At 71.6% G+C, this 21,065-nt stretch carries 22 protein-coding genes and 1 tRNA gene; 8 read left to right on the forward strand and 15 right to left on the reverse strand.

Annotated elements, in window-relative coordinates:
* Positions 1 to 145: 145 nt before the first annotated feature.
* Positions 146 to 712, reverse strand: coding sequence for a YceI family protein (locus tag Q0795_RS14290; protein ID WP_298890708.1), 567 nt, complete (start codon positions 710 to 712; stop codon positions 146 to 148).
* Positions 713 to 796: 84 nt separating this feature from the next.
* Between Q0795_RS14290 and Q0795_RS14295 the strand changes: the two genes are divergently transcribed.
* Positions 797 to 1,264, forward strand: coding sequence for a MarR family transcriptional regulator (locus Q0795_RS14295; protein WP_298890710.1), 468 nt, complete (start codon positions 797 to 799; stop codon positions 1,262 to 1,264).
* On the opposite strand, the gene Q0795_RS14300 is transcribed toward Q0795_RS14295, so the two are convergent.
* On the reverse strand, positions 1,230 to 1,634 hold the full coding sequence (locus Q0795_RS14300) for a nuclear transport factor 2 family protein (protein WP_298890711.1): 405 nt from the start codon (positions 1,632 to 1,634) through the stop codon (positions 1,230 to 1,232). The two genes, Q0795_RS14295 and Q0795_RS14300, sit on opposite strands and share 35 nt — an antisense overlap.
* A gap of 136 nt (positions 1,635 to 1,770) precedes the next feature.
* Between Q0795_RS14300 and Q0795_RS14305 the strand changes: the two genes are divergently transcribed.
* From Q0795_RS14305 to Q0795_RS14320, 4 genes are read left to right on the forward strand one after another with little or no spacing between them, the layout of a single operon-like run.
* A complete protein-coding gene (locus tag Q0795_RS14305; protein ID WP_298890855.1) occupies positions 1,771 to 2,100 on the forward strand; it encodes a PadR family transcriptional regulator in 330 nt (109 codons plus the stop codon).
* 2 nt (positions 2,101 to 2,102) lie between these two features.
* Positions 2,103 to 2,480, forward strand: coding sequence for a DUF1048 domain-containing protein (locus Q0795_RS14310; protein ID WP_298890857.1), 378 nt, complete (start codon positions 2,103 to 2,105; stop codon positions 2,478 to 2,480).
* The gene (locus Q0795_RS14315) at positions 2,477 to 3,277 is read left to right on the forward strand and encodes an ATP-binding cassette domain-containing protein (RefSeq protein ID WP_298890712.1); all 801 of its coding nucleotides are present in this window, start codon (positions 2,477 to 2,479) and stop codon (positions 3,275 to 3,277) included. Before Q0795_RS14310 ends, Q0795_RS14315 begins: the two co-directional genes overlap by 4 nt.
* Positions 3,274 to 4,065, forward strand: a complete 792-nt coding sequence (locus tag Q0795_RS14320) for an ABC transporter permease (protein WP_298890713.1) — start codon at positions 3,274 to 3,276, stop codon at positions 4,063 to 4,065. Before Q0795_RS14315 ends, Q0795_RS14320 begins: the two co-directional genes overlap by 4 nt.
* A 47-nt stretch (positions 4,066 to 4,112) precedes the next feature.
* Here Q0795_RS14320 and Q0795_RS14325 read toward each other — a convergent pair whose 3' ends face one another.
* The 5 genes from Q0795_RS14325 to Q0795_RS14345 all read right to left on the reverse strand — a co-directional run bounded on the left by Q0795_RS14325 (position 4,113) and on the right by Q0795_RS14345 (position 9,253).
* Entirely contained in the window at positions 4,113 to 5,135 is a 1,023-nt protein-coding gene (locus tag Q0795_RS14325; RefSeq protein WP_298890715.1) for a zinc-dependent alcohol dehydrogenase, read from the reverse strand.
* Between the two features lie 96 nt (positions 5,136 to 5,231).
* Complete coding sequence (locus Q0795_RS14330) at positions 5,232 to 7,118, reverse strand: alkyl sulfatase dimerization domain-containing protein (protein ID WP_298890716.1); 1,887 nt, start codon at positions 7,116 to 7,118, stop codon at positions 5,232 to 5,234.
* 126 nt (positions 7,119 to 7,244) lie between these two features.
* A tRNA-Lys gene (locus Q0795_RS14335) sits at positions 7,245 to 7,317 on the reverse strand.
* An 84-nt stretch (positions 7,318 to 7,401) separates the two neighbouring features.
* On the reverse strand, positions 7,402 to 8,007 hold the full coding sequence (locus Q0795_RS14340; protein ID WP_298890718.1) for a LiaF domain-containing protein: 606 nt from the start codon (positions 8,005 to 8,007) through the stop codon (positions 7,402 to 7,404).
* 22 nt (positions 8,008 to 8,029) lie between these two features.
* A complete protein-coding gene (locus tag Q0795_RS14345) occupies positions 8,030 to 9,253 on the reverse strand; it encodes an endonuclease/exonuclease/phosphatase family protein (protein WP_298890720.1) in 1,224 nt (407 codons plus the stop codon).
* A gap of 63 nt (positions 9,254 to 9,316) precedes the next feature.
* Between Q0795_RS14345 and Q0795_RS14350 the strand changes: the two genes are divergently transcribed.
* Entirely contained in the window at positions 9,317 to 10,804 is a 1,488-nt protein-coding gene (locus Q0795_RS14350; protein WP_298890721.1) for a cytosine permease, read from the forward strand.
* The gene (locus Q0795_RS14355; RefSeq protein WP_298890722.1) at positions 10,801 to 11,328 is read left to right on the forward strand and encodes an isochorismatase family protein; all 528 of its coding nucleotides are present in this window, start codon (positions 10,801 to 10,803) and stop codon (positions 11,326 to 11,328) included. Before Q0795_RS14350 ends, Q0795_RS14355 begins: the two co-directional genes overlap by 4 nt.
* Before the next feature lie 3 nt (positions 11,329 to 11,331).
* Here the strand turns inward: Q0795_RS14355 and Q0795_RS14360 are convergent, their stop codons facing one another.
* Entirely contained in the window at positions 11,332 to 11,769 is a 438-nt protein-coding gene (locus Q0795_RS14360) for a pilus assembly protein CpaE (RefSeq protein ID WP_298890723.1), read from the reverse strand.
* A gap of 79 nt (positions 11,770 to 11,848) precedes the next feature.
* Here Q0795_RS14360 and Q0795_RS14365 point away from each other — a divergent pair, with 79 nt between their 5' ends.
* The gene (locus Q0795_RS14365; protein WP_298890725.1) at positions 11,849 to 14,473 is read left to right on the forward strand and encodes an RNA helicase; all 2,625 of its coding nucleotides are present in this window, start codon (positions 11,849 to 11,851) and stop codon (positions 14,471 to 14,473) included.
* A gap of 97 nt (positions 14,474 to 14,570) precedes the next feature.
* Here the strand turns inward: Q0795_RS14365 and Q0795_RS14370 are convergent, their stop codons facing one another.
* From Q0795_RS14370 to Q0795_RS14400, 7 genes are all read right to left on the reverse strand, one after another.
* Positions 14,571 to 15,017, reverse strand: coding sequence for an SRPBCC family protein (locus tag Q0795_RS14370; protein WP_298890727.1), 447 nt, complete (start codon positions 15,015 to 15,017; stop codon positions 14,571 to 14,573).
* A complete protein-coding gene (locus Q0795_RS14375) occupies positions 15,014 to 16,498 on the reverse strand; it encodes a hypothetical protein (protein ID WP_298890729.1) in 1,485 nt (494 codons plus the stop codon). Before Q0795_RS14375 ends, Q0795_RS14370 begins: the two co-directional genes overlap by 4 nt.
* A 46-nt stretch (positions 16,499 to 16,544) precedes the next feature.
* Positions 16,545 to 17,321, reverse strand: a complete 777-nt coding sequence (locus tag Q0795_RS14380; protein ID WP_298890730.1) for a methylenetetrahydrofolate reductase — start codon at positions 17,319 to 17,321, stop codon at positions 16,545 to 16,547.
* Positions 17,322 to 17,397: 76 nt separating this feature from the next.
* On the reverse strand, positions 17,398 to 17,667 hold the full coding sequence (locus Q0795_RS14385; RefSeq protein WP_298890732.1) for a hypothetical protein: 270 nt from the start codon (positions 17,665 to 17,667) through the stop codon (positions 17,398 to 17,400).
* A gap of 128 nt (positions 17,668 to 17,795) precedes the next feature.
* The gene (locus Q0795_RS14390) at positions 17,796 to 18,734 is read right to left on the reverse strand and encodes a glycine betaine ABC transporter substrate-binding protein (RefSeq protein ID WP_298890859.1); all 939 of its coding nucleotides are present in this window, start codon (positions 18,732 to 18,734) and stop codon (positions 17,796 to 17,798) included.
* A gap of 67 nt (positions 18,735 to 18,801) precedes the next feature.
* Positions 18,802 to 19,791: a proline/glycine betaine ABC transporter permease gene (locus tag Q0795_RS14395; protein WP_298890734.1), complete on the reverse strand. Its 990-nt coding sequence runs from the start codon at positions 19,789 to 19,791 to the stop codon at positions 18,802 to 18,804.
* Complete coding sequence (locus Q0795_RS14400; RefSeq protein WP_298890736.1) at positions 19,788 to 21,035, reverse strand: glycine betaine/L-proline ABC transporter ATP-binding protein; 1,248 nt, start codon at positions 21,033 to 21,035, stop codon at positions 19,788 to 19,790. The genes Q0795_RS14395 and Q0795_RS14400 overlap by 4 nt, the downstream gene beginning before the upstream one ends.
* Positions 21,036 to 21,065 lie beyond the last annotated feature (30 nt).

Genomic DNA, 21,065 nt, shown 5'->3' on the forward strand with positions numbered 1-21,065 from the left:
GTGGTCCGTTCGCGCGTCCGGGGTGCTCGTGGGCCGGGGTATGCCGTCCCCGGACATGACGACGGCCCCGCCGGGTCACAGGTCCAGCGGGGCCGCGCTCACCCCGGACCGGTTGCAGGCACGGTCCGGGGGAGTGTGGGGGAGATCAGACGGACTTGATGGCCGAGATCTCGAACTCCAGGGTAACCTTCTCGGCGACCAGGACACCACCGGTCTCCAGCGCGGCGTTCCAGGTGAGGCCGAAGTCCTTGCGGTTGACGACGGTGGAGCCCTCGAAGCCGATGCGCTGGTTGCCGAACGGGTCGGTCGCGGCCCCAGCGTACTCGAAGTCGACGGTGACGGGGCGGGTGACGTCCTTGATGGTCAGGTCGCCCGTGACGCGCAGCGTGTCGTCGTCCACCGCGGTGACCTCGGTCGAGGTGAAGGTCATCGTGGGGTAGTTCTCGACGTCGAAGAAGTCCGGCGAGCGCAGGTGGCCGTCACGGTCCGCGGAGCGGGTGTCGACGGAGGCGACCTGCATGGTCAGCCGCACGGAGGCGTCCTGGAGGCCCGGGCCGGTGATGGCGCTGCCCTCGATGTCGTTGAAGGCGCCCCGGACCTTGGTCACCATGGCGTGCCGGGTCGAGAAGCCGACGCGGCTGTGCGAGGCGTCGATGGCGTAGCTGCCGTCGAGGTCGTGCAGGGACGTGGAGGTGGGGGTGACGTCGGTCATGAGGGGGTCCTTCTCGAGTAGTTGATCGGTCAACTGTCACTGTAGATGTTGGTGACGTGTCACGCAACTGCTAGTCTTGGGGGCATGCCCACCACTTCGACCGCCCCCTGGCTCGACGAGGACGAGATGCGCCTGTGGCGCGCCTGGCTGCGCGTGCAGACCGAGCTGCCGGCGGCCATGGGCCGGGCGCTGCACGAGGACAGCGACCTGTCGTTGCAGGACTTCGAGACCCTGGTGCGGCTCTCGGAGTCGGGGGAGGGTCGGCTGCGGGTGTCGGCGCTGGCCGACGAGATGCACTGGGAGCGCTCGAGGCTCTCGCACCACCTGCGCAGGATGGGTGCCCGCGGGCTGGTGGAGAAGGTCGAGTGCCCGGAGGACGGCCGCGGGTCGTTCGTGGTGCTGACCCCGGCCGGTCGGGAGGCCCTGGAGGGCGCGGCTCCGGACCACGTGCGCACGGTCCGTCAGGTCTTCCTCGACGGGATGAGCGCCCAGGAGCGTGAGGCTCTCCTGCGCGTGCTCACCCGCGTGCTGGACCGGGTGGGCCCGGCCTGAGCTCACGGTCCGGGGCCGGCTCGATGGTCAGGCGCCGGATGACCCCGTAGTCGGTCAGGAACGTCTGGCGGAGGGTGGCGGTGCCGCCGGGGGAGCCTGCGTCGATGCGGACGAGGACCTCCACGGTCTGGTCGTCGCCGACCGCGTGACCGAGGAGCGTCGTGGTGTGCTCGACGGCCGTGGCCGACTCGACGACCCAGTCGGTGATCGCGTCGATGCCGGTGTGCGTCCTGCCGTCGTCGACCACCACCGCGTCCGGGGCGAAGAGCGCGGCGGCGTCGGCATACCGGCCGGCGTCGCGGGCGGCGAGGTAGGAGCGCACCAGTCCGGGGAGCTGGCGTTCCTGCTCGGGGTCGAGGGTGGGTGTCACGAGATCTCCTTCGTCGCTCGGGTCCCTCCCAGTATGGGCCGCCGGACCGACCAGGCCGGTGGTCGCTTGCGTTCGCTCAGTACCTAGTCTTACTATGTACCAGGTAGTAAGCAACACTGAGTAGATGGGAGCGACGGTGGGCAGGCAGTCGACGGAGATGCTCAAAGGCATCCTCGAGGGCATCGTCCTGGCCCTGCTGTCCACGCGTCCCGCCTACGGCTACGAGATCACCGCGCGCCTGCGCGACCAGGGGTTCACCGACCTCGCCGAGGGGACGGTGTACGCGTTGCTGATCCGCATCGAGCAGCGCGGCCTGGTCGACGTGGAGAAGGTGCCCTCGGAGAAGGGGCCGCCGCGCAAGGTCTTCACCCTCAACGCCCGCGGGCGCGAGGACCTCGTCGAGTTCTGGAGGACCTGGAGCTTCCTCACCGAACGACTGGACCAGCTCCGAGAGGATGGTGCGTGAGCATGGCGGCACGCTGGATCGAGACGGTGACCGGGCCGTGGTTGCAGAAGCGGCGGTACTGGCGGTACAAGGCCCGACGCCGGGACCTCCCGGCCCAGCACCGCACGGCGGTCGAGGGGCTGGACCGGTATGTCGTGGTGACGGGCGGCATCGCCCACGGCGACGTGCTGGTGCAGATGCTGGAGGACCTCGTCGAGCTGTTCGAGCAGAGCGCGGCCGACGGTCTGTCGGTCACCGACGTCGTGGGGGCGGACCCGGTCGAGTTCGCCGAGACCTTCCTCGGCAACTACGACGACGCGCGGTGGGTCACCCACGAGAGGCGGCGGCTGGGCGAGACCATCGCCCGCGCCACCTCCCTCGAGCACGGAGCGCGGGGATGACGACCACCACCGCCGGACCCACGATCGAGGTGCACGGCCTGAGGAAGTCCTTCGGCGGCGTCGACGTGCTCCGTGGCGTCGACCTCAGGGTAGACCGGGGCAGCATCTGCGCGCTCCTGGGGGCGAACGGCGCCGGCAAGACCACCCTGGTGCGCATCCTGTCGACGCTGCTGCCCCCGGACGCCGGCACCGCCACGGTCTGCGACCTCGACGTGGTGACCCGGCCGGCCGACGTCCGCGGCTCGATCAGCCTCACCGGCCAGTCCGCCGCCGTCGACGAGGTCCTCAGCGGCCGCGAGAACCTGGTGCTCATGGCCCAGCTCTGGCACCTGCCGGACCCGCGTGCCCGCGCAGAGGAGCTGCTCGAGCAGTTCTCCCTGGTCGAGGCGGGCGACCGACGGGTGGCGACCTACTCGGGAGGCATGCGGCGACGCCTCGACATCGCCATGAGCCTGACGGGCCAGCCACCGGTGATCTTCCTCGACGAGCCGACGACCGGCCTCGACCCGCAGGGGCGTCTCGACGTGTGGGACGCGGTGCGCACCCTGGCCGCCGCAGGCACGACGGTGCTGCTGACGACGCAGTACCTCGAGGAGGCGGAGACACTCGCGGACCGCATCGCGATCCTGCACCACGGCCGGGTCCTGGTCGAGGGCACCCTCGCCGAGCTGCGCGCCCTGCTGCCCCCCACCACGGTGGAGTACGTCGAGAAGCAGCCGACCCTGGAGGAGATCTTCCTGGCGCTCGTCGGGGACGACCCCGCCGACGCCGACGAGCACGCGGAGGACGGACGATGAGGACCCACGCACTGCACGAGACCCTGGCGCTGACCCGCCGCTCGCTGCGGCACGTCCTGCGCAGCCCCGACACGATCATCACGACGGCGCTCATGCCCATCGCCTTCCTGCTGCTCTTCGTCTACGTCTTCGGCGGCGCGATCGAGGTCGGTGCCGGGTCCGCGACGTCGGGGTCGGCGGGAGGAATGTCCTACGTCGACTACCTGCTGCCCGGCATCCTGCTCATCACGATCGCCACCGGCCTCGCCTACACGGCATACCGGCTGTTCATGGACCTGCAGGGAGGGATCGTCGAGCGGCTGCGCTCGATGCCCATCTCCCGCGCACCGGTGCTGTGGGCGCACGTGCTGACGTCGCTGGCGGCGACCCTGGCCTCGCTCGCCGTCGTGGTGGGCGTCGCCGTGCTCATGGGCTTCCGCAGCGACGCCGGCCTGCTCGCCTGGCTCGCCGTGACCGGGATCCTGGGCCTGGTGGCCCTGGCGCTCACCTGGCTCGCGGTGATCGCCGGGCTGTCGGCCAGGTCGCTGGACGGGGCCACCGCCTTCTCCTACCCGCTGATCTTCCTGCCCTTCCTCAGCTCCGCCTTCGTGCCGACCGCCACGATGCCCGGGCCGGTCGCGTGGTTCGCCGAGCACCAACCGGTGACCTCCGTCGTGGACAGCCTGCGGGCGCTGCTGGCCGGACAACCGGTGGGCGGACAGATCTGGGTGGCGCTCGCCTGGTGCGTCGGGGTGCTCGTGCTGGGGTATGCGGTGGCCATGGTGCTGTTCCGACGCCGGGTGGGGTAGCCCGGCCGTCCACCGTCGGTCCGGGAGGGTGCCGTCCGGGTGCCCGCCTATGCGCCCGCGGTCAGGTCGAAGACGAGGCGCGCGGGGACGCGGCCCGAGAGCACCTCCTCGAAGCAGTCGTTGACGTCCTCGAGGCGCCGCGGCTCGGCGACGACGCGGGTGCGTCCCCGGGCGTGCAGGGCGAAGCAGTCGGCGAGGTCGTTGCGGGTGCCGACGAGCGAGCCGATCACCGAGATCCCCTTGAGGACGGTCTCGAACACCGGCAGCTCCAACTTGTTGTCCGCCGGCAGCCCGACCAGCACGAGCCGGCCGCCCGGGTTGAGCGAGGCGTGGGCTGCGCGCATCGCGGCGGGGGAGGGCACGGTCACCAGCGCCACGTCCACCCCGCCCAGCGCGGCCAGCTCCTCTTCCTGGCGACCGGACCTGGCGTCGACCGTGTGGTCGGCCCCCAGCTCGCTGGCGAGCCGCAGCTTGTCGTCCTCGACGTCGACCGCCACCGTCCGGGCGCCGAACACCGAGGCGTACTGCAGGCCGAGATGTCCCAGCCCCCCGACCCCGACCACCATGACGGTCTCGTCCGGCTGCGGGTGAGCGACCTTGAGCGCCTTGTAGGTGGTGACACCGGCGCACGTCAGCGGCGCCGCGTCGAAGGAGGTGACGCCGTCGGGGACCGCGACCACGTGCGAGGCGTAGGCGAGCACGTACTCGGCATACCCGCCGTCCACGGTGTAGCCGGTGTACTGCGGGGTGAGGCAGTAGGTCTCCCAGCCGCCCACGCAGTAGCGGCAGTGGCCGCAGGCGTGACCCAGCCACGGGACCGCCACCCGGTCGCCCTCCTGCACGGGGGAGTCACCGTCCCCGCGGGCGACCACCGTGCCGACCCCCTCGTGGCCCGGGATGAGCGGCATCTTTGGCCGGACCGGCCACTCGCCGCGGGCGGCGTGGATGTCGGTGTGGCACAGCCCGGAGGCCTCGACCCGGACGAGGACCTGGCCGGGGCCCGGCTCGGGGACGGGGACCTCGCGGATCTCCAGGGGGGCTCCGAGCGAGGGGACGACGGCGGCTCTCATCTTCGATCCTTTCGACCGAGGGGACCTGCAGCAGGGGAGGGTGCTATCGGCACACTACGCCATGTAGTAGGCGGGCGCCAGTGCCGTGCGTGAGACCTACGGCAGGACGATCTCGAAGGCAGGGTCGGGGTCGTCCAGGAGCGTGAAGAGGTGGTGCACGCGGCTGAGGTCGCCGGAGTGGCTGAGCCGGCCGGCCTCGGCGAGGTCGGCCGGGTCGGCGAGGCCGGTGAGCACGAGGCGCAACGCGTCGGTGTCGGTGGTGAGCTCGAGCTGCAGGTCCTGCCCTGCTCGCGGGGTGGTGTGGTGGGTGAGCACGCCGTTGGCGAGGACGATGCGGAGGCGGCGGGAGGTATCGGTCAGGACCCACTCGATGCGGATGGCCTCGTCCCAGCAGCGGGGGCCGTCGACGCGGATGGCCAGGGAGTCCAGCAGCTGCTCCACGCTCAGCGCCTGGAGGAAGTCGGGGGAGGCGGTGCTGGTCGGTGTACCGACGTTGCCGTGCCTCAGCTCGTGGGCACCGGTGAGGAAGAAGTTGCGCCAGACGCCGTTCTCCGCTCCGTAGGCCAGCTGTTCAAAGGTGGAGGCCTGCAGGTCGCGGGCCGCCGTGTTGCCGGGGTCGGCGAAGATGATGTGGTTGAGGACGGTCGCGGCCCAGCGGAAGTCTCCGGCGGTGTGGGCGTCCTGCGCCTGCCGCAGGGCCGACTGCGGGCCGCCCATGGCCGCGACGTACCTCGTGGCCTGCTCGACCGGGGGGTGCTCCCACAGGTGGGCGGGGTTGCCGTCGAACCACCCCAGGTACCGCTGGTAGATGGCCTTGACGTTGTGGCTCACCGAGCCGTAGTAACCCCGCGTGTGCCAGGCCCGCTCCACGGCTGGCGGCAGCGTGATCATCTCGGCGATCTCGGCGCCGACGTAACCCTGATTGAGCAGCCGGAGGGTCTGGTCGTGCAGGTAGGCGTACAGGTCGCGCTGGAGGCTGAGGTACTCCACGATGCGCTCGTGGCCCCAGGTCGGCCAGTGGTGCGAGGCGAACGCGACCTCGATGTCATCGCTCAGCAGGGTGATGCTCTCGGTGAGGTACCTGGCCCACACGTGGGCGTCCCGGACCACCGCGCCGCGCAGTGTCAGCAGGTTGTGCAAGGTGTGCGAGGCGTTCTCCGCCAGGCAGACCGCGCGGTGGTCGGGAAAGGTGAAGTTCATCTCTGCCGGTGCCTCGGTGCCGGGAGTCAGCTGGAAGACGACCCTGACTCCGTCGACCACCTCCTCCTGCCCCGTGCGGGTGATCTCGAGCGTGGGCGCGATCATGCTCACCGAGCCGGTGCTGGTGGTCGCCCCCAGGCCGGCGCCGACCTGGCCCTCGGGCCCCCTGGGCAGCGCCGCGCCGTACATGTAGCCCGCTCTCCGAGCCATGGCGCCACCGGCGAAGACATTCTCCGCGACGGCCTCCTCGAGAAAACCTGCTGGCGCGATGACGACGCACTCGCCCGCGTCGACCCTCTCCTGCGAGGTCACCCCCTTGACCCCACCGAAGTGGTCGGCATGGGAGTGGGTGTAGACGACCGCGCGGACGGGGCGGTCACCGCGGTGGTCCCGGTACAGGTCCAGGGCCGCCGCGGCGGTCTCGGTCGAGATCAACGGATCGATCACGATCACCCCGGACTCGCCCTCGACTAACGTGACGTTGGACAGGTCCAGGCCGCGGACCTGGTAGATGCCCTCCACCACCTCGTACAGGCCGTGCCTCGCCACGAGCCCGCTCTGCCGCCAGAGGCTCGGGTTGACGCACGCGGGCGTGGGCGCGTCCAGGAACGCGTAGGCCTCGTTGTCCCACACCACCCGACCGCTGTCGGTACGCACGACCGCCGGGTCCAGCCCGCCGAGCCACCCCCTCCGGGCGTCCTCGACGTCCCGGTCGTCCCCCATCGGCAACGTGCTGGCCAGGTCGGCGTTCTGCCGGGCGATCGCCTCGCTCACCTCAGACATCGGGCACTCCGGTCGTTGCAGTGGTTCCTGTCCTGGGTTCCAGCCAAGCAGTGCTGCCGAGCGTCGCGCAACCCCCCGCAGTGCACAGTCCGCGACGGTGCACCGACGATCGCCACGCGACAACGGTGGGCCCCGTGGGGCTCGAACCCACAACCTACGGATTAAAAGTCCGCAGCTCTGCCAATTGAGCTAGAGGCCCGGAACCGGTGGTCGCGGACCGGCTCCGACGTCCCAGGCTAGCCGCAGCTGCCTGCCCCTGAGGCCGGCCGCCGTCACCGGTGCCTCAGAACAGCTTGCGCCACCACTTGGGCTCCTTCTCGCCCGGGTCCAGGGAGACGATCTCCACGCTGCTGAAGGCGCCCTGGTGGGCTATGGTGAGCCGCCAGCGACCGGGGTCCGAGACCCCCTCGTAGTCGCCGCTGAGGCTGCTGAAGAGCGCGCTCCCACCCTGCACGTCGACCCCCACGCCCCGCGGGACGATGACCTTGCAGCTGGAGAAGATGTCGTTGAGGCGCAGCTCCACGACACCGGAGGTGACGACCGCCTCACGCAGGTCGAGCACCGTCTCCGAGAAGCCACCAGACACGGTGAGGACCTCGGGGACCTGCCAGCGCCCGATGCGGTGGGTGGAGCTGAAGAAGCTCGTGATGCGAGCCGGGGCGGGGGTCGGCGGGGCGGCGGGGCGCCGTGCCAGCTCGGCCTGCTCGGACGTGAGGCCCGGTCGCCAGTCGGGGGAGTCCTCGGCGGCCGGGCCGCCGACGATCGTGACCGGGCGGTCGACGTCGTCCCCGGGTCCCCCGACCGGCGGACCCGGCAGGGGCGGCACCTGCTCGTCCCCCGTGCTGTGGTGCGGGTCCCTGGCCCCTCGCCCGTCTGCGCCGTCCGTCATGCCCCCACCGTAACCGGCCCGCTCAGCGGCGGTGCGGCAACCGGACGTCGGTCCAGACCAGGCGGTGGTCGCTGGTGGGGAAGGGGAAGGTGCCGACGAGGTCGAAGAGCGGGTCCTCGCTCGTGGGCCAGAAGACGCCGGCGTCCCGCACCGGGAGGGACCTGCTGGGCAGGACGTAGTCGACACGCAGGTTGCCCGGCTCCGGGTCGTCGTTGAAGTCAGCGGTGTCGTAGGCCGGGTCGCCGACGTGGGAGTCGTTGGCCCCACCCTGCACCTCGGCCGCCTCGACCGCCCCGTCGCTGTCCGGCACCAGCTGGGTGCTCACACGAGGGTGGTCGAGCAGCTGGTTGATCGCGCCGTCTCGGGAGTCCCCGTCGACGGGGTCGGCGTTGTAGTCGCCCGCGATGACGAAGCGCTCGCCCGGACGCAGTCCACCGGTGCGACCGCGGTCGTCGTAGATGTAGCGCGAGTGCTGCGGGCCCGCCACGTAGTCGGCCCAGAAGCGGATCTCGTCGTGGTTGCGGCGTCCGTTGCGGTCCTCCGGGCCGTCGAACGTCGGGGGAGTCGGGTGCGCGGCGAGCAGGTGGACGGTCTTGTTGCCGACCCGGATCGGCACGTCCCAGTGCGACTTGCTCGACAGACGCAGCGCCCGACGCTCCTGCTGGTCGTAGAACCCGCTCGGGATGAGGTTGCCCGGCATGTCGGTCCAGCGGAAGCGCTGGAAGGTGCGGACGGCGTCCGTCTCGATCGGGAAGCGGGAGTAGACGACCATGCCGTACTGCCCGGGGAACTCCCCGAAGCCGTAGGCGTCGTCCGGCCCACCGACCTCGCCGTCGTTGTTGAGGTCGAACCCGCTGGGGACCCCGGTGTTGGAGGGGGCGATGTAGGCGTACGGGTAGTCGATCGGCTCCGCGCCGTCCTGGCCGACCGCGAGGTAGTGGTCCCGGAAGAGGTCGACGTTGTCCCGGGCGTAGTCGAACTCGTTGACCAGCACCACGTCCGGGGCGGCGCGCTGGATCGTCTCGGCCACGTTGCGGGCCTGCTGGTCCTCGCCGGTGGAGAGGTCGGCGGTGAGCTGCCCCTCGCTCGCCCGGTTGAGGGAGGCGTTGAAGGTGGCGAAGCGCACGTCGAGCTCGACCGGCCGGTCCGGCCCGCGGGAGGGCGCCGCGACCGCGGGCGTCGTCAGGGCGGCTCCGACCAGGGCGGCCGCCACCAGGGCGGAGAGGGAGGCCGTGCGCTTCGTCATACCCCTCACGGTAGGGGGTGGCACCGACACACCGCCAGCCCACCGCTGTGGGACAGTAGGCCCATGAGCCAGACCCCCCCGGCAGCGGCGCCGCGGCTCAGCGAGACCGAGCGGCGCCTGGTCGAGACCAACGGCATCGAGATCATCGCGGAGGCCGAGCGGACCGCCAGCCCGCACGACCTCTTCTGGCCCTGGTTCGCCGCCAACATCTCGGTCTTCGGGATCAGCTACGCGAGCTACGTCTTCGGTTTCGGCATCAGCTTCGCCCAGGCGGTCCTCGTGACCGTCGTGGGGGTCGTCGCCTCCTTCCTGGCCTGCGGCATCATCGCCATCGCCGGCAAGCGCGGCTCGGCCCCGACGATGGTCCTCTCGCGGGCCGCCTTCGGCGTCAACGGGCAGAAGGTGCCCGGCGTCTTCTCCTGGCTGATCTCGATGGGCTGGGAGACGTTCCTGGCCATCATGGCCGTGCTGGCGACCGCCACCGTCTTCACCCAGCTGGGGTGGGGCGGGGGCACCCTCACCTCGGTGCTCGCCTGCGCGGTGATCGCCGCGCTCATCGTCGGTGCCTCCGTCGCGGGCTACCACACGATCATGCGGATGCAGTCGGTCCTGACCTGGTTGACCGGCGCCGCCACGATCGCCTACATCCTCATGACGCTGGACCGCATCGACCTCGCCGCCGTCACCTCCCGCGAGGCCGGTCCGACCGAGGCGGTCATCGGGGCGCTGGTCCTGCTGATGACGGGGTTCGGTCTGGGCTGGATCAACATCGCCGCCGACTGGTCGCGGTATCAGCGTCGGGACGCCAGCGGGGGCGCCATCGTGCTGTGGAACACCGTGGGCGGTGCCCTGGCCCCCACCCTGCTCGTCCTCTACGGGCTGCTGCTCATCGGGTCGCAGCCCGAGCTCGAGGAGGGCATCGTCAACGACCCGATCGGCACCCTGGCGACGATCCTGCCGATCTGGTTCCTCGTCCCCTTCCTGCTGGCCGCCGTCCTCGCCCTCGTCAGCGGCGCGGTCCTCGGCATCTACTCCTCCGGCCTGACCCTGCTCTCCCTCGGCATCGACATCCCTCGACCCGCCGCCGCGCTCATCGACGGGACCATCCTCACCCTCGGCACCATCTGGGTCGTCTTCTTCGCGCAGAGCTTCCTCGCCCCCTTCCAGAGCTTCCTCATCACCCTGGGCGTCCCGATCGCCGCCTGGGCAGGGATCCTCATGGCCGACGTCGCACTCCGGCGGCGGGACTACGACGAGCAGGCGCTGTTCGACCCCCGCGGCCGCTACGGCGACTGGAACTGGACCGCCGTCGGGATCATGGGCGTCGCCGCCGTCGTCGGCTGGGGCCTGGTCATCAACACCTTCGCCGACGCCGCCGCGTGGAACAACTGGCAGGGCTACCTGCTCGGTCCGCTCGGGCTGGGCGGCAAGGAGGGCACCTGGGCGTGGGCCAACCTCGGCGTGCTGGTGGCGCTCGCCATCGGCTTCGTCGGCTGGTTGGTCCTCGGCCGTCGCATCGTGCGGCGCCAAGAGCTCGAGGAGCAGGTATGACGTCGCAGCCCTGGTTGGTCGTCGTCGACGCCCAACGGATCTTCGCCGACCCGGCCTCGGAGTGGTGCGCCCCCCGGTTCGCCGAGACGCTCGGGCCCATCCGGACGCTGGTGGACGAGCACGCCGGCCGGGTCGTCCAGACCCGCTGGGTGCCTCCGCACGTCCGCCACGGCTCCTGGGTCGCCTACCTCGAGCGCTTCCCCTTCGCCGACCGCGAGCAGCACGACCCGATCTTCGACCTGGTCGACGAGATCGCCGACCTGCGGCTCCCGCACACGGTCACCGAGCCGACCTTCGGCAAGTGGGGCGAGCGGCTGCACGACGTCGTCGGTGCGGACGCCCACCTCGTGCTGGCCGGGGTCGCCACCGACTGCTGCGTGCTCTCGACCGCCCTGGCCGCCGCCGACGCCGGCTGCACCGTCGAGGTCGCGGCGGCCGCCTGCGCCGGGTCCAGCGACGAGGCGCACGAGCGGGCGCTCGCCGCGATGGAGCTCTACGCCCCGCAGGTCACCATCCGCCGCTGAGCCTCAGTGGCGGGTGCGGAGCACCGCCAGGGTGGCGAGCCCGTAGGCCTCCTCGGCGTCCCGGTGGGCGAAGGTCGTGGGCGAGCCCTCGACCAGCGCGACCACGGCATACTCGATCCCCCCGTGGTCGTCGTTGCCCTCGTCGTCGCTGCGGCGCAGCCCCAGCCCGACGAAGTCGTGACCCAGCACCGCCCGCAGCTGGTCCTCCCGGGGGAGCCAGGTGGTGTCGTCCAGCGCCACCGAGTCCAGGGCCCACTCGGCGACCCCGTTGAAGCCGATCACCGAGCCGCCCACGAACTCGTGCACCTCCACGGTCATGTCGGCGAGGTAGAAGACGTCGTGCGTCATCCCGGAGCGGTCCACGACGAAGCGGTCCCCGGCGAGGGGCGACCAGATGAGGCCGGCCTCGTGCAGCCGGCGGGCGAGATCGACGCTGAGCATCTGCCCATCGTGCCCCACGCCACCGGGGCGACGCGCGGCGAGGCGGGCCCTCGGGCGCCCATCACCGACAATGGAGGAGATGGCCACCGACCAGACCCTGACCGACCGGCTCCCGTCCACGGGAGAGGGTGGCGGCACCCCCGACGCCGACACGATCTTCGACACCTTCGCCGCCTGGGCGGCCGACCGCGGCACGACGCTCTACCCCCACCAGGAGGAGGCGCTGCTGCACCTGCTCGAGGGCAGCAACGTCGTCCTCGCCACACCGACCGGCAGCGGCAAGTCGCTCGTCGCGACGGCGGCCTGCTTCCTCGCGCTGGCCCGCGACGAGGTCGCCTTCCTCACCGCGCCGATCAAGGCCCTGGTCAGCGAGAAGTTCTTCGACGCCTGCCGGACCTTCGGCGCGGAGAACGTCGGCATGCTCACCGGCGACGCAGCCGTCAACGCCGACGCCCCGATCGTCGTCTGCACCGCCGAGGTGCTGGCCAACATCGCCCTGCGCGAGGGGGAGGGCGCCGACATCGGGGTCGTCGTCATGGACGAGTTCCACTACTACGGCGACGGCCAGCGCGGCTGGGCCTGGCAGGTGCCGCTGCTCACGCTGCCGCAGGCGCAGTTCGTCCTCATGTCGGCCACGTTGGGCGACACGAGCCGGTTCAGCGAGGACCTCACCCGGCGCACCGGACGGCATACCGCCCTCGTCGCCGGCGCCGAGCGGCCGGTCCCGCTGCACTTCGCGGAGTCCCTCGCCATGACCCCGCTGCCGGACACGATCACCGAGCTGCTGGAGGAGCGCCAGGCGCCGATCTACGTCGTCCACTTCACCCAGCGGGAGGCGTTGGAGCGCGCGCAGTCGCTGCTGTCGGTGCCCAAGCTCGTCGACGCGGCCGAGAAGGAGGCGATCCGCACCCGGATCGGCGCGTTCCGGTTCACCGCGGGCTTCGGACGCACCCTGTCCCAGCTCGTCCGGCACGGCATCGGGGTGCACCACGCCGGGATGCTGCCGCGCTACCGCCGGCTCGTGGAGCAGCTCGCCCAGGACGGGCTGCTCAAGGTCATCTGCGGCACCGACACCCTCGGGGTCGGCATCAACGTGCCCATCCGCACCGTCCTCTTCACCGGGCTCGCCAAGTTCGACGGCTCCCGGCAGCGGGTCCTGCGTGTCCGGGAGTTCCACCAGATCGCCGGTCGAGCCGGGCGCCCCGGTTTCGACACCTCGGGGTATGTCGTGGTGCAGGCCCCCGAGCACACGATCGAGAACGCGCGCGCGCTGACCAAGGCCGGGGACGACCCGAAGAAGCAGAGACGCGTGCAGCGCAAGAAGCCGCCCGAGGGCTTCGTCTCCTGGAGCGAGCAGACCTACGCCAAGCTCGTCGGCGCCGAGCCGGAGTCGTTGCAGTCGAAACTGAGGGTCGACCACGCGGTCATCCTCAACACGGTCGCCCGCCGCGGAGACCCGGTCACCCACCTGACCCGGCTCCTGCGGGACAACCACGAGACCCCGGCGGCACAGAACCGGCTGGCCCGGCAGGCGGTGAGCCTGGGACGCTCCCTGCTGGACACGGAGGTGCTGGTGCGCCTGGACCCCCCGGGCGACGGGGGCCGCACCATCGACCTCGGGCCGGGCGTGGCGGAGAACTTCGCCCTCAACCAGCCGCTCGCGCCGTTCGCGCTGGCCGCGCTGGACCTCTTCGACCCGGAGGCCCCCACCTACCCGCTCGACGTGGTCTCGGTCGTCGAGGCGGTGCTCGACGACCCCATGCCCGTCCTGCTCGCCCAGCGCTACCGGGCCCGCGGGGAGGCGGTGGCGCGGATGAAGGCCGACGGGGTGGACTACGACGAGCGGATGGCCCAGCTGGAGGAGGTCAGCTGGCCGCAGCCGCTGGCCGAGCTGCTGCAGGCCACGCTGTCGACCTACCGACAGTCCCACCCCTGGGTGCGCGAGGACGCGCTGTCGCCCAAGGCGGTGGTCCGGGACATGTGGGAGCGGGCGATGAGCTTCACCGAGTTCGTCGGCTACTACCAGCTCGCCCGCTCCGAGGGCGTGGTGCTGCGCTACCTGACCGATGCCTACCGCACGCTGCGCCAGACGGTCCCGGAGTCGGCCTACACCGAGCAGCTGCACGACCTCGTCCACTGGCTCGGTGAGACGATCCGGCAGACCGACTCCTCGCTGCTGGAGGAGTGGGAGGCGCTGACCGACCCGGACCGGGTCGCGGAGGCGGCCCGGCAGGCCGCCGCCGGGGCGCCGCCGCCCCCGGCGCGGCCCATCACCGGCAACGAGCGCGCCTTCCGGGTCATGGTGCGCAACGCCATGTGGCGTCGGGTGGAGCTGGTCGCCGACGACGCCTGGGAGGCGCTGGGCGACCTCGAGGCCCAGGTGGCGGCCCTGCCCGAGCCGGCGATCGAGCCGCTCCTCACGCGGCAGGACTGGGACGAAGGGGTCGGGGCGTTCTACGACGAGCACGACCAGGTGGTCCTCGACGCCGACGCCCGCGGCCCCCAGCACCTGCGGGTCGAGCCGGTGCCACCGGCCCAGGCGCGGATCGGCGACGGCACCGCCCAGCGGGTCTGGCGGGTGACCCAGACCGTCACCGACCCCGACGGCGACCTGGACTGGGTGATCGAGGCCGAGTGCGACCTGGACGCCAGCGATGCCGTCGGCGAGCCGGTCCTGCTGGCGACGAGCTTCCGCCGGCTCTGAGGAGCGCGCCGAACTCGCCGGCGTCGCCCGCGCCGCGGGAGGCGGCTCAACGTGACGGGCGGCTCAACGTGACGGGTCGCGCAACCCGACGGATGGCTCAGTGCGACGGCCGGCCGACCGTCGCCGCCAGGGCGGTGAGCGCACCGATCCAGCCGTCGCGCATGGAGGTGTCCGCGTCGGCCTGGGCGATCTCGTGGGTCAGCACGACGAGGGTGCCGTGCGAGTGCCCGGTGAGCGTGATCGTCACCAGGTCGTCCTCGGCCTGACCCTCCCCGGTCTCCCACCGCCACGCCAGCTGGACCAGCGAGGGCGGCTCCAGCCGGGTGAAGTGCCCCGCGGCACCGAGCGAGGCGACCTGCGAGCTGACCGCGAAGCGACCGCCCTCGGTCGCGTCCACGGTGTGCCGGGTGTCCGGCAGACCGGGCCACCACCAGGTGGCGAGGACCTGCGGGTCCGTCCACGCGGCATACAGGGTCTGCGGGTCGGCGTCGACGTCCTGCGCGACGACGATCCTGGGGCCGGGGTAGCTGCGCGGCTGCGTCATCGGTCGTCTCCTCGGTCACCGGTCAGGTCCTGGTCGGTGCCGGGCTCCGGCTCCAGGCCCAGGACGGCCCGGATCGTCGGCACGCACTCCACCGTAGTGGCCCGGCGCCGGCCGTCACCCGGCAGCGGGTCCCAGTAGCGCAGGTGGTCGTGCAGCGGCAGCAGGCGGTGCCACCAGGGGTGGTGCCGACCCGTGTGGTGCACCGCCACGTCGCGGATGCCGGTGCCCAGGACCCCGCGCAGCGGCCCGCCCACCGGGTCGCCGAACGCGAGCCACCGCGCCGGGAAGTAGAGGTTGGTCCACCGGGTCGGCCCGAAGGGGGCGCCGTGGTTGCCGACGAGGACCGTCCGCTCGAGGTCGCCCCGACGCAGCACCGCGGGGTAGAAGGACGCCGAGCGCTCGTCGGCGTCCGCGGACGGGGCCAGCGAGGGCATCGGCGGGCACATGGGCAGCTCGAGGTCGTCCTGCCGGCGCTGCAGCGAGGAGGCCCGGGTGTCGAGCAGGAGGCGGCCGTGCGCCAGCGGCGACCCCAGGGTGAGGAAGTCGGTGACGAGCCAGGGCACGCCGCGCTCCCGGCACTCCCGCCAGAGCCGGCGCTGCACGTGCTGGAACACCTCGACCTCCCCGGCCTCCAGGCCCAGCGGGTCGCTGTAGTCGTGCACCAGGCGCTCGGCCTCCGGCTGCGGGCCGGCCTTCTCGAAGGTGGGGTGACGTGCCTCGTCCCAGAAGAGCCGCAGGATGTCGTAGCCGATGACCGAGCCGAGGGAGTGGCCCACCACGGCGATCTCGTCGTAGACGCCGGAGGTGTGCAGCCGCCGCATGAGCTCCAGCCCCTCGGTGCGGATGTCGGTGCGGGCGGCGACCCCCGACGGGTCGGGCGTGAGGTAGCGCTCGGCGTCCGCCAGGCGCCGGGTGAGCAACGGACGCACCGCCGCCTGCGCCCCGGCCAGCCCGGCGGCCACCCAGAAGGGCGGCTGGGTGAGCCAGGCCCGCACCCCCTCGCGGGAGACCATGACGACGGCGATGAGCGCCGCCACCGCGACCGTGAGCAGCAGCCCGAGGGTCAGCACGTTGAGAGCGGGGGCGGCGGGGCCGCCGGCCCACCCGGACCGTCGGCGCAGCAGCCGGCCCAGCCAGGCCAGGACCTGAGGCGCGCTCGACGTCGGCGCGTGGTGGGCCCAGTAGAGCTCGTAGAGGTCGGTCGGGGCGCGGCGGGAGGAGCGCCCGTAGAGGGCCATGCGGCGCAGCTCGAGGTTGTCGCTGAGCCGGTCCGGCTTGCTCCAGGCCGCGCGGCCCACGCCCAGACCGTCGAGGAAACCCCGCAGGGTGCCCGTCGGCTCCTGCTCGCCGATCCCGTGGATGAGGACGACCGCGCGGCGGACCCTCCCGTCGCCCTCCCCGGCGACCGGCCGGGTGGGCTCCCCGAGCCGGGCGTCGGCGGCGAGCGGGTCACCGGAGCGTGTCCCCCACCTCGTCGTCATCCGGGCACTCTCGCAGCGGGGTACGACAGACCCGGGCCGCCGCAGGTCAGGCCTCGTCCAGGACACCGCCGAGGTAGTCCAGCAGCGGGGCGCGCACCGGCATGAGGTAGGCGTGGTGGCCGCGGTCGCGGGCGAAGTCGACGACGCGCCGGGCGAAGTCGCGCTGCCAGCCGATCGAGGTGTCGAAGCCACGGGGGAAGACCACCCGGTTGCGGCGGCGCCAGTAGCCCATCGCCCCGTCCGTCGTCACCGACGTCGCGCCCCACCACACGGGCAGGTCGGAGGGAAGGACCGAGGCCCACGCCGCCATGAGGTGCACGTCGAAGAACGGCTGGGTGAAGATGCCGCTGGCGCCGGCCGCGAGCTTGCGGTCGAGGTAGCGCATCTCGGTGGTCATCGCCTGCCGGTAGGGGTCCAGGCCGGCGTAGATCGTCACCCCGGGCAGCTCGCTGCGCAGCCGCCGGATGACGTCGACGGCGTCCACCGGGTAGGTCGCGGAGTGGAAGTAGTCGGCGTCGTCGCCGGACACCACGAGCAGCTCACCGGTGCGCCGCGCCTCCTGCGCCATGGGGAGCTCGGCGTCGGGGTCCACGTCCGCGGCCCGGATGTGCGGGATCGTCCGGTATGCCGTGCCGTCGCCCCGGGTGGTCGACTCCCGGGCGACCTGGGTTGCCGCCCAGCTGCGCAGGTCGAACTTCACCAGGTCGGGGATGTTGACCGTGTCCACGGTCGTGAGGTGCTCACGGACCTGCAGCATCTCGCCGCGGACCGACTCGGCGCTGCGCGGGACGAGCTCGACGGAGATGCGGGACGTGGTGGACATGGTGGCCCAGTCTTCCAAGCGGTCGTGCGGGTCGGGAAATCGCCGCCGACGCCGCACCACCTACGGCGGCCGGGGATCAGCTCCGCAGGATGTCCAGCACCTCGTCGATCTTGGTCTCGACCCCGGTCAGCCGTGTCTCCACGGCATCCATGGTGGTCTCGACCCCGGTCAGGCGTGTCTGCACGGCATCCATCTTGGTACCGAGGTCGGCGATGTCGGTCCCGAGCTCGTCGAGGCGGTGGGTGTGCCGCTTCTGCGTGCCCTGGATGTCGAAGAGCATGGTGTAGATCTCGGAGACGTCGTTGTCGAGCTGGCGCACCTTGCGTTCGATGTTCATCGCCGTCATGACCGCCACCCTACGCCGTGCCGCGAGGCGCGGACAGGCTGAGCATCCATCTGTGGACGACGCCTTCTCGACAGACCGAGGGCCCCGCGGCAGGTGCGCCGCGGGGCCCTCGGATCGTGCGGTGGGGCTCAGCCCTCTTCGGTGACCATGGTGTCGAAGGCGTCGGGGTACTCCTCCAGGAAGGCGTCGATGGCCTCGGTCTCCTGGCCCTCGCCGTACTCGTTGACGACCATGTCCTCGAGCGCGCCGTACTCCTCGTCGTCCAGCTGGATGCCGGCGATGAGCTCGGCGGCCTCCGGGAACTCCTCGGCGAAGCCCTGCGTGCCGAGGAAGTGCAGCGCCTCGGCCTCGCCGAGCGCCCCCTCCGGGTCCTCGAGGGTCTTGATGTCGAAGGCGCTGTTGGCCCAGAAGGGCTGCCACAGCGTGACGACGATGTCCTCCTCGGCGTCGATGGCGCTCTCCAGCTCGGTGAGCATGGCGGAGGTCGAGGAGGTGACCAGCTCGTAGTCGCCCTCCAGCTCGTAGGTCGGCATGACCGAGTCCTGCGTGGCGGCGGTGAGACCCGCGCCCGGCTCGATCCCGATGATCTGCCCGTTGAACATGTCGGCATTGCCGGTGAGCTCGGAGATGGACTCGATCTCGGTGTAGGTCGGCACCGCGAAGGTCAGCTTCGCGTTGTCGTAGTAGGCGCCGAGGTCCTCGATGCGGTCGCCGTACTCCTCCATGTACTGGGCGTGGGTCACCTCGGGCCACGCCGAGGGGTACATGTCGACGTCGCCCTCGGCCAGCCCGGTGTAGAGCAGGGCGGCCTCGGTGAGCTCCTCCATCTCGACCTCGTAGCCGAGCTTGGTGAGCTGGTCCTCCAGGAGGTAGGCGGTGGACAGCCCGTCCGTCCAGGACGGGATGAAGCCCATGGTGATGGTGCCCTCGGCACCACCGGCCGCCGGCTCACCCGAGTCACCGTCACCGGTGTCGCCGCCGGAGTCCCCACCGCCGCAGGCGGCGAGGGTCAGGCTGGTGGCCAGGGCGGCCCCGGCCAGGGTCATCGTGCGGTTGCGTCGAAGCATCATTTCTGGTGGTTTCCCTTCGTATGGTGCGAGCGCCCGTCAGGCGCTCCGTTCGGTTCGGTCGATGTCACGGCCCGACCTGAGCGAGTCCGCGACCCTTGTCGGCGCCGCCCTCGACCCGCTCGTCGGCCTCGTCCTGCGCCGTGTCGCTGTCCGAGGCGTCGCCGCCGCCGTTGGACCGGCGGCGGAGCATGCTCAGCCCCGAGTGCGGGTAGTCGCCGGGTCGGCCCAGCGCGGCGGTCACCCGGTCGAGGTAGATGGCGATGATGACCACGGACAGGCCCGCCTCGATGCCCTGCGGCCCGTTGAGCGTCGAGATGGAGGCCACGACCTCCTTGCCCAGCCCGTCGGCTCCGGCGATGCCGGCGATGACGGCCATGGACAGCGACAGCATGATGACCTGGTTGACGCCGGCCATGATGGTCGGCGTGGCCAGGGGAAGCTGGATCCCGCGCAGGATCTGGCCCGGGGTGGCGCCGAAGGCCTGGCCCGCCTCGACGGTCTCCGAGTCCACCCCGCGGATGCCGAGCTCGGTGAGCCGGACCCCCGGAGGGAGGGCGAAGATGACCGTGGCGAAGATGCCGGGCACCACGCCGATGCCGAAGAACACCACGGCCGGGATGAGGTAGACGAAGGCCGGCATCGTCTGCATGAAGTCCAGCACCGGCCGGACGACGGCGCTGACCTGGTCGTTGCGCGCGGCGAGGATGCCGATCGGGACGGCGATGAGGATCGCCACCAACGTGGCGATGAGGACAAGCGCGAGGGTCTGCATCGCGGTCACCCACTGGTCCATCGCGATGACGAGCAGGAAGGTGATGACCGTGCCGAGGGCCAGCTCCCACGAACGGACCAGCATCCCGAGCAGGGCGAACACCACGACCAGGATCAGGGCCGGCACGGTCACCAGGGCGTCGGTCAGCGTGGTGACCAGGAAGTCCAGGACGGTCGACACGAAGTCGAGCAGCCACTCGAAGTTGTCGTTGATCCACTCGAGCACACTGTCCCCCCACTCGCCGACGGGGATCCGGGGGACGATCGAGTCGTTCTCGTTCATGCGACACCTCCGGTCGGCTGCAGCTGGGCGTCGGGGGTCGTGGCCGGCTGGCCGCCGTCCTCGTCCGCCGCGGGCGGGCTGGAGCGCAGCGCGGCGAGCAGGGTGACGCGAGGGATGACGCCCGCGACCTTGTCCTGCTCGTCCAGCACGATCAGGAGGGCGTGCTCGGTGGCGTGCCCGAAGAGGTCGACCAGGTGGTCCCCGGCACGGACGACGCCGACCTGCTCGGCAGGCACCACCCGCAACTCCCCGCCGTCCCGGACGGCGGTCGCCACGTCGCGTTCGCGGACGAGGCCCGCCAGCGTGCGGTCCCGGCGGACCACGGGAAGGATCGTGGTCTGGTGCTCGCGCATGAGCTTGTGCGCGGTCTGCGGACCCTGCTCGGTCCCGAGGACGGCCACCGGCGGCTCCATGATGTTGGCGGCCGTGAGCACCCGGGTGCGGTCGACGTCCTGGACGAACTCCGCGACGTAGTTGTTCACCGGGTTGTTGAGGATCTCCTCGGCGCTGCCGATCTGCTCGATGCGTCCGTCACGCATCATCGCGATCCGGTCGCCGAGACGCATGGCCTCGTTGAGGTCGTGGGTGATGAACAGGATCGTCTTGCCCAGCTCGTGCTGCAGCTCGATGAGCTGGTCCTGCATGTCCCGCCGGATGAGCGGGTCCAGGGCGCTGAAGGCCTCGTCCATGAGCATGATGTCGGTGCCGGAGGCCAGCGCCCGGGCCAGCCCGACGCGCTGGCGCATCCCGCCGGAGAGCTCGCCGGGCAGCGACCCGCCCCAGCCGCCGAGGCCGACCATGTCCAGCGCCCGGTCGGCCTTCTTCTCGCGCTCGGACCGGCTGACCCCGCTGATCTCCAGGGCGTAGGCGGCGTTCTCCCCGACCGTGCGGTGGGGCAGCAGCGCGAAGTGCTGGAAGACCATGCTGACCTTGTCGCGGCGGACCCGGCGCAGCTTCTCGCCGGTGAGCCGGGTGATGTCGTCGCCGTCGATCGACACCGTGCCAGCGGTCGGCTCGAGCAGCCCGTTGACCATGCGGATGAGGGTGGACTTGCCCGAGCCGGACAGGCCCATGACGACGAAGATCTCCCCCTCCTTGACGTCGAAGGAGGCGTCGATGACGGCAGGGGTCAACCCCTGCTGACGCAGGTCGGCGCGGGTGGCGCCGCTCTCGAGGGCGTCGACGCCGCGTTGCGGGCGGCGGCCGAAGACCTTGTAGAGCTTCTCGGCGGAGATGGAGGCCACGGGACTCCTGTGATCGGGGGCACACGGGTC

The sequence above is a fragment of the uncultured Serinicoccus sp. genome (genome assembly GCF_947487915.1).
Taxonomy (GTDB): domain Bacteria; phylum Actinomycetota; class Actinomycetes; order Actinomycetales; family Dermatophilaceae; genus Ornithinicoccus.